The 6115-nt window shown below is 73.0% G+C and carries 4 protein-coding genes; all 4 read right to left on the bottom strand.

The window, feature by feature from the left end; genetic code table 11:
- Nucleotides 1–158: 158 nt before the first annotated feature.
- Complete coding sequence (locus ACFV4G_RS18655) at nt 159–1652, bottom strand: AI-2E family transporter (protein WP_380441595.1); 1494 nt, start codon at nt 1650–1652, stop codon at nt 159–161.
- A gap of 485 nt (nt 1653–2137) precedes the next feature.
- Nucleotides 2138–2878: a transglycosylase SLT domain-containing protein gene (locus ACFV4G_RS18650; protein WP_380441593.1), complete on the bottom strand. Its 741-nt coding sequence runs from the start codon at nt 2876–2878 to the stop codon at nt 2138–2140.
- A gap of 450 nt (nt 2879–3328) precedes the next feature.
- The gene (locus ACFV4G_RS18645; RefSeq protein ID WP_380441591.1) at nt 3329–4663 is read right to left on the bottom strand and encodes a PhoH family protein; all 1335 of its coding nucleotides are present in this window, start codon (nt 4661–4663) and stop codon (nt 3329–3331) included.
- Nucleotides 4664–4877: 214 nt separating this feature from the next.
- The gene (locus ACFV4G_RS18640; protein WP_363656985.1) at nt 4878–5672 is read right to left on the bottom strand and encodes an isoprenyl transferase; all 795 of its coding nucleotides are present in this window, start codon (nt 5670–5672) and stop codon (nt 4878–4880) included.
- Nucleotides 5673–6115 lie beyond the last annotated feature (443 nt).

The raw sequence follows: 6115 nt of genomic DNA, 5'->3' as shown, positions 1-6115 counted from the left end.
GGGCCGGCCGACATCTCTGCGGCGCCCCCCCGCGCCCCCCCCCCCCCCGCCGCCCCCGGGGCGACCCCCACGGCCCCCCCCGCCCCGCCGGCGGGGGGGGCCCTTCCGTCGTCTCGGTCGACGCGTTCGCCTCGGTCGACGCGTTCGCCTCGGTCGACTCAGTCGGCGACCGGCGCCGGGGTGGGAGCGGCGGCCGGGGTCGCGGCGCTGCGCCCGGCGGCCTCGCGGGCGTTCTCCAGCGCGGTGAACACGGCCTGCCCGGCCTCGTTGCGCTTGCGCAGGTGGGTCACGACGGTGTTGGTGACGGCGATCAGCGGGACGGCCACGACCGCACCGCCGATGCCGCCGATGATGCCGCCCGCCGCGACGCCGAGCACGACGCCCAGCGGGTGGACCCGCACCGCGCGCCCGAGGATGAGCGGCTGGAGCACGTGGCTCTCGATCTGCATCACCGCGACGAGCACGACCAGCACCATCAGCGCCGTCCACGGGCCCTGCGTGACCAGCGCGATCAGGACCGCGGCGGTGCCGGTGACGAGCGCGCCGACCAGCGGCACGAAGGCGCCCAGGAAGATGATCACGGCCAGCGGCATCGCCATCGGCACGCCCAGCAGGTCGATCCCGATGCCGATGCAGACCGCGTCGATGAACGCCACGCACACGGTGCCGCGCACGTACGCGGTCAGCGTCGTCCACGCCTTCGGCCCGGCCCCGGCCATCGCGAAGCGGGAGTGCCGGGGCAGCCCGCGCAGCGCCCAGTTCCAGATCTTCTGGCCGTCGTAGATGAAGAAGAACGTGGTGAAGAAGGTCATCAGCACCGCGGTCAGCACCTCGACGGCGATCTGCGCGGTGGTGAGCGAGGCCGAGGTGATCTGGTCCGTGTTGGTGGTGATCGCCTTGGTGATCTGGTTGGCGAAGTCGGTGATCTGCTGCTGGGTCAGGTGCAGCGGGCCGTCGATCAGCCAGTCCCGCAGCTGGATGACGCCCTTCTGGACCTGGCTGGTGACGTCCGACAGGTTCGTGCTGACCTGCCAGACCACGAACCAGCCGACCAGCCCTATCCCGGCCAGGCCGCTCAGGAACACCCCGACGGCCGCGAGCGAGCGCGGCACGCCGTGGCGGCGCAGCCAGGAGACCGAGGGCTCCAGCAGCGCCGAGATCAGCAGCGAGGCCAGCACCGAGAAGGCGACCAGCCGCAGCATGTCGACGACGTAGAAGACGACGTAGAGCGCGGCGCCGAGCAGCAGCAGCCGCCAGGTGGACTCGGCGGCGACCCGCAGGCCCCACGGCACGGCCTCGACGGGCGTCGCGGGCCGGCCCGGGTGGTACTCCCGGGGGTGCGCGCCCTGGGCGCCTGGCGCGGCCGGCGCGGGCGCGGCCGGTTCCACCGGAGCGGGCGGCGCCTCCACGACGGGGGCGGAGTCGGTGCGCGGGACGGGCAGCGGCCCCGCCGTGTCGGCCGGGGCCGGTGCGGTCACGGCGGCGGGCGGGTCGGCCCGCTCGGTGTCCGGGAGGGCGCCCGGCAGCGCGACGGCGTCGTGCGGATCGGCCGTCATCGCGGCACGCCGGCGCCGTTCGATCACAGCGGCCGCGCTCGCCACCACGGCCATGCCCTTGGCCACGGCCTTGAAGGCCTTCCCGCCCCGCGCCATCCTCGCTACCACCGCTCCCGTGCCGGTCCGCCGTCACCCGGCGGTACGCCGTGCGTCGCGCCACGGCCGTCAGGGATGACGCTACCCGCCCGGGGCGGAACGAGTCCGGCCGCCCGGCGGGTTCGGCCCGGCCGGCTCCGGTTCGAACGCACCGGCCCGGCGCGCGAACGCCCGCAAAAGGGGACGGAACGTGAGGTTTCGGATGCACGACGCTGGGGAGGAGTCGGAGCGAGACCCCGAAGCCGGAGCGGCCCCCAGCCATCCGCCGGCGGACCGGCCGGTGCGGGAAGCAAAACCAGGACCCCTTCCCGCGCCCCGCGTCCGCACCCAGGACCGCACCGCCCGTGAGCGCGTTGGTCAGCGCGGCCGGGCGGCGCGGCCCGCCCGCCCCGGCGGGGTCGCCGACGACACGGCCCCCGGGCGCTCAGCGGGTGAGCGGCCGGGGGCCGTGGCCTTGCGTGGAGTCCGCCGGGGCGGGGTGGCTCCTAGTACCAGCTGTGGGCCTGCCAGAACGACCAGGCGCCGCAGGGGCTGCCGTAGCGGCTGTTCATGTAGCTGAGGCCCCACTGGATCTGGGTCGCCGGGTTGGTGCGCCAGTCGGCACCGGCCGAGGCCATCTTGGAGCCGGGCAGCGCCTGGACCAGGCCGTAGGCGCCGGAGCTCTTGTTGGTCGCGGTGTAGTCCCAGCCGCTCTCGCGCTTCACGATCTGGCTGAAGCACTGGAACTGGGTGTCGTTGCCGACGATCTGCCGCGCGGTGTCCTGCACCGAGCCCGGGCTGACCGAGACCGGCGGGGCGCTGTTGTCCGTGGCGGCCAGGGCCGAGCGGGCCTTGGAGCGGTTGGCGGCCTCGTCGGCCTGGCGCTTCGCCTGGGCGTCCGCGGCCGCCTTGGCGGCGGCGTCGGCCTTGGCCTGCGCGTCGGCCTTCGCCTGGGCGTCGGCGGCGGCCTTCTGGCGCGCGGCCTCCTCGGCGGCCTTCTGCTCCGCGGCGGCCTTGGCGGCAGCCTCGGCAGAGGCCTGCTGAGAGGACGCCTGCTGGCCGATGTTGTCACTGATGATCTGCGCCTGGGCGCCAGAGGGGACTTCGGCGAGCAAGGTCGCGCCGGCGACGTCGACCGTCTGCGTGGTCTTGCCCTCGCTGCCCGAGGCCACACCCACGACGGCACCGACGGCGGTGACGGCGGTGGCGGAGGCCACAGCAACTCCCCGGACCGAGATCCGAGTCACATGGTTTCCTTCCAGCATCGCCCACGCGTGACCGTGCGGACGCAACATGCCCCTTGGCACGGACCTCCGCAGGTGCTCTGGTCACGGGAGGTGCTGGCCCGGCGTCCGGCCGAGGTGAGGCGACCGGGCGTTGAGATCGGGCGGCGTACGGCTCGTCGGTTTTCAATTGTGCGTCCACCGAACGGAGTTGGCGGACCTTCCGGGCCGGACTCCGGTTGCCCGGAAGCCCTGCCGCGCCGTACGCGGGGCCTGACAGAACCCTCACCATGCCGCACCGGGCACGTTCGACGCAATTCCCGCCCGCGTGGCGCATGTCACATTCACCGCACGGGAGTTCTCCGGACAGACAGGTACTCGACGTGATGAAACGGACGGGGCCCGCTCCGTCAGGAGCGGGCCCCACGTGCGAAGTTGACCGGATTGTCCGACTATGTCCCGTTCAGTCGTGGATCACGGGTGGATGTCCTCCAACATTTCCGTGACCAGAGCCGCGATCGGCGAACGCTCCGAGCGGGTGAGGGTGATGTGCGCGAACAGCGGATGCCCCTTCAGCTTCTCCACCACCGCCACCACGCCGTCGTACCGGCCCACCCGGAGGTTGTCCCGCTGGGCCACGTCGTGGGTGAGCACCACCCGCGAGCCCTGGCCGATCCGGGACAGCACCGTCAGCAGCACGTTCCGCTCCAGCGACTGCGCCTCGTCCACGATCACGAAGGCGTCGTGCAGCGAGCGCCCGCGGATGTGGGTGAGCGGCAGGACCTCCAGCATCCCCCGTGCGATGACCTCCTCGATCACGTCCGGAGTGGTGACGGCGGAGAGGGTGTCGAAGACCGCCTGCGCCCAGGGGCTCATCTTCTCCGTCTCGGACCCCGGCAGGTAGCCGAGTTCCTGCCCGCCGACCGCGTACAGCGGCCGGAAGACCATCACCTTGCGATGCTGCCTCCGCTCCAGCACCGCCTCCAGCCCCGCGCACAGCGCCAGCGCGGACTTGCCCGTACCGGCCCGGCCGCCCATCGAGACGATGCCGACGTCCGGGTCGAGCAGCAGGTCCAGCGCGACCCGCTGTTCGGCGCTGCGCCCGCGCAGGCCGAACGCCTCCCGCTCGCCGCGCACCAGCCGGACCCGGCCGTCGCCGGTCACCCGGCCGAGCGCGCGGCCGCGCTCCGAGGTGAGCACCAGTCCGGTGTGGACGGGCAGCTCGGCGGCCCCCTCGATGTCCACCGAGACGTCGTGGCCGGCCGCGAACAGCGCGTCCACGTCGTCGGCCGCGACGTGCAGCTCGGACATGCCCGTCCAGCCGGAGGTGATCGCGAGCTCGGCCCGGTACTCCTCGGCGAGCAGGCCCACCGAGCTGGCCTTGATCCGCAGCGGCAGGTCCTTGGACACGACGGTGACGTCGTAGCCCTCGGCCTGCAGGTTGCGGGCGACCGCGAGGATCCGGGTGTCCGCCTCGCCGCCCCCGGAGCGGTAGCCGGCCGGCAGTATCGACAGGTCGGAGTGGTTGAGCTCGACCCGGATCGTCCCGCCGAGCTCGCCGACCGGGATCGGCTCGTCGAGCCGGCCGTGGCGGATGCGGTAGTCGTCGAGAAGCCGCAGCGCCTGGCGGGCGAAGTAGCCCAGCTCGGGGTGGTGCCGCTTGGCTTCCAGCTCGGTGACGACGACCACCGGGAGGACGACCTCGTGCTCCTCGAAGCGGGTCATGGCGAGAGGGTCCGCCAGGAGCACGCTGGTGTCGAGAACGTACGTGCGCCGGTCTGGTGTCCGGCGGCTCTTGGAACTGACCACTAGGCCTCCAGAGCGGATGACCCTGCGTCATCCGCGGCAAGCCGGCCCCGCTGCCCCGGTGGCCCCGGGACCGGACTGATTGGAGTATTCCCAGGCGAGGGGCGGTGCATTCGCGTCCCCGGCGAACTGACGGATCATTGCCGGTGAACGTTTGGCCTCGCGCGGCGGCCGGGTAGGCCACCCCTACGGGGGGGTCAGTCCGGAGCGGCGGGCGCTACAGGCCCAGGCGCCGGTTGCGCTGCTCGAACGCGCGCAGCGCCCGCAGGAAGTCGACCTTGCGGAAGGCCGGCCAGTACGCCTCGCAGAAGTAGAACTCGCTGTGCGCGCTCTGCCAGAGCAGGAATCCGGACAGCCGCTGCTCGCCCGAGGTGCGGATGATCAGGTCCGGGTCGGGCTGGTTGCGGGTGTAGAGGTGCTCGGCGATGTGCTCCGGGTCCAGGATCCCGGCCAGTTCCTCGATCGAGGTGCCGCGCTCGGCGTGCTCCTGGAGCAACGAGCGGACGGCGTCGGCGATCTCGTGCCGGCCGCCGTAGCCGACGGCGACGTTGACGGTGATGCCCTCGATCCCGGCGGTCTCCTCGGCGGCGCGCTTGAGCACGTCGGCGGTGTGCTGCGGGAGCAGGTCCAGCGCGCCGACCGGGTGCACCTTCCACCGGCGGGCGGCGGCGAGGCCCGTGACGGCGTCCTCGATGATCCCGAGCAGCGGGACGAGTTCGTCGGCGGGCCGGTCGAGGTTGTCGGTGGAGAGCATCCACAGGGTGACGACCTTGACGTGGGTCTCGTCGCACCAGCCGAGGAACTCGCTGATCTTGTCGGCGCCGCGCTGGTGGCCGTACGCGGTGGAGCCGCCGGCGGCCTTGGCCCAGCGGCGGTTGCCGTCGAGGATCACGCCGATGTGGTTGGGAGTGCGGGCGAGGTGGACCTCGACCCGGCGGCCGTAGAGCCCGTACGCACCGTGCAGCAGCGTGCGCAGCCCCGGCGTGCGTTCCACGACATCGCGCAGACCCATGTTTTCGGCCCCTCCGTACTCATTTCGGCGGGTGCGTCACCACCCCGGCGCAGCCTACTCCGGCGCGCAGGCGACCGGGAAAGCCGCAGGTAGCGGTCTGGTCACGGTCCTGTACGAAGTCTGTCGCGACGTGCATGTCGCGGGCCGCGGGCGGGGCCGGCGGCGACGGCTACGGAACGGTCTCCGGTTCCTTAAGGAATCCGTAAGCCGACGTTCCGGTGCTTGACGCCCGGCAATGGTCTAGTCCAGCTTTTGATCCGGGACGGAACGAGATCGACGCGACGGTCCCGGCCCCTCCCCCCACCAGCATGACCGCGGACCTCCCCTCCCCCACACGCGGCCGCCGCGACCCCCCCCCCCGCGGCCCCGCCGACCCCCGGGGCCGGCCCCCCAGGCCCGTACGCCGAACCACCCCGCCCCCAAACCCCCGCCCACCCCCCACC

The sequence above is a fragment of the Kitasatospora sp. NPDC059747 genome, assembly GCF_042732955.1.
Classification (GTDB): Bacteria; Actinomycetota; Actinomycetes; order Streptomycetales; family Streptomycetaceae; genus Kitasatospora.
Note: the sequence above shows the minus strand (reverse complement) of the source record. Positions and strands in the feature narration are given on the sequence as shown.

What these genes read in the sequence shown, in the direction of transcription:
- ACFV4G_RS18655 (WP_380441595.1), bottom strand. Translation starts at nt 1,652, where the DNA reads ATGGCGCGGGGCGGGAAGGCCTTCAAGGCCGTGGCCAAGGGCATGGCC.
- ACFV4G_RS18640 (WP_363656985.1), bottom strand. Translation starts at nt 5,672, where the DNA reads ATGGGTCTGCGCGATGTCGTGGAACGCACGCCGGGGCTGCGCACGCTG.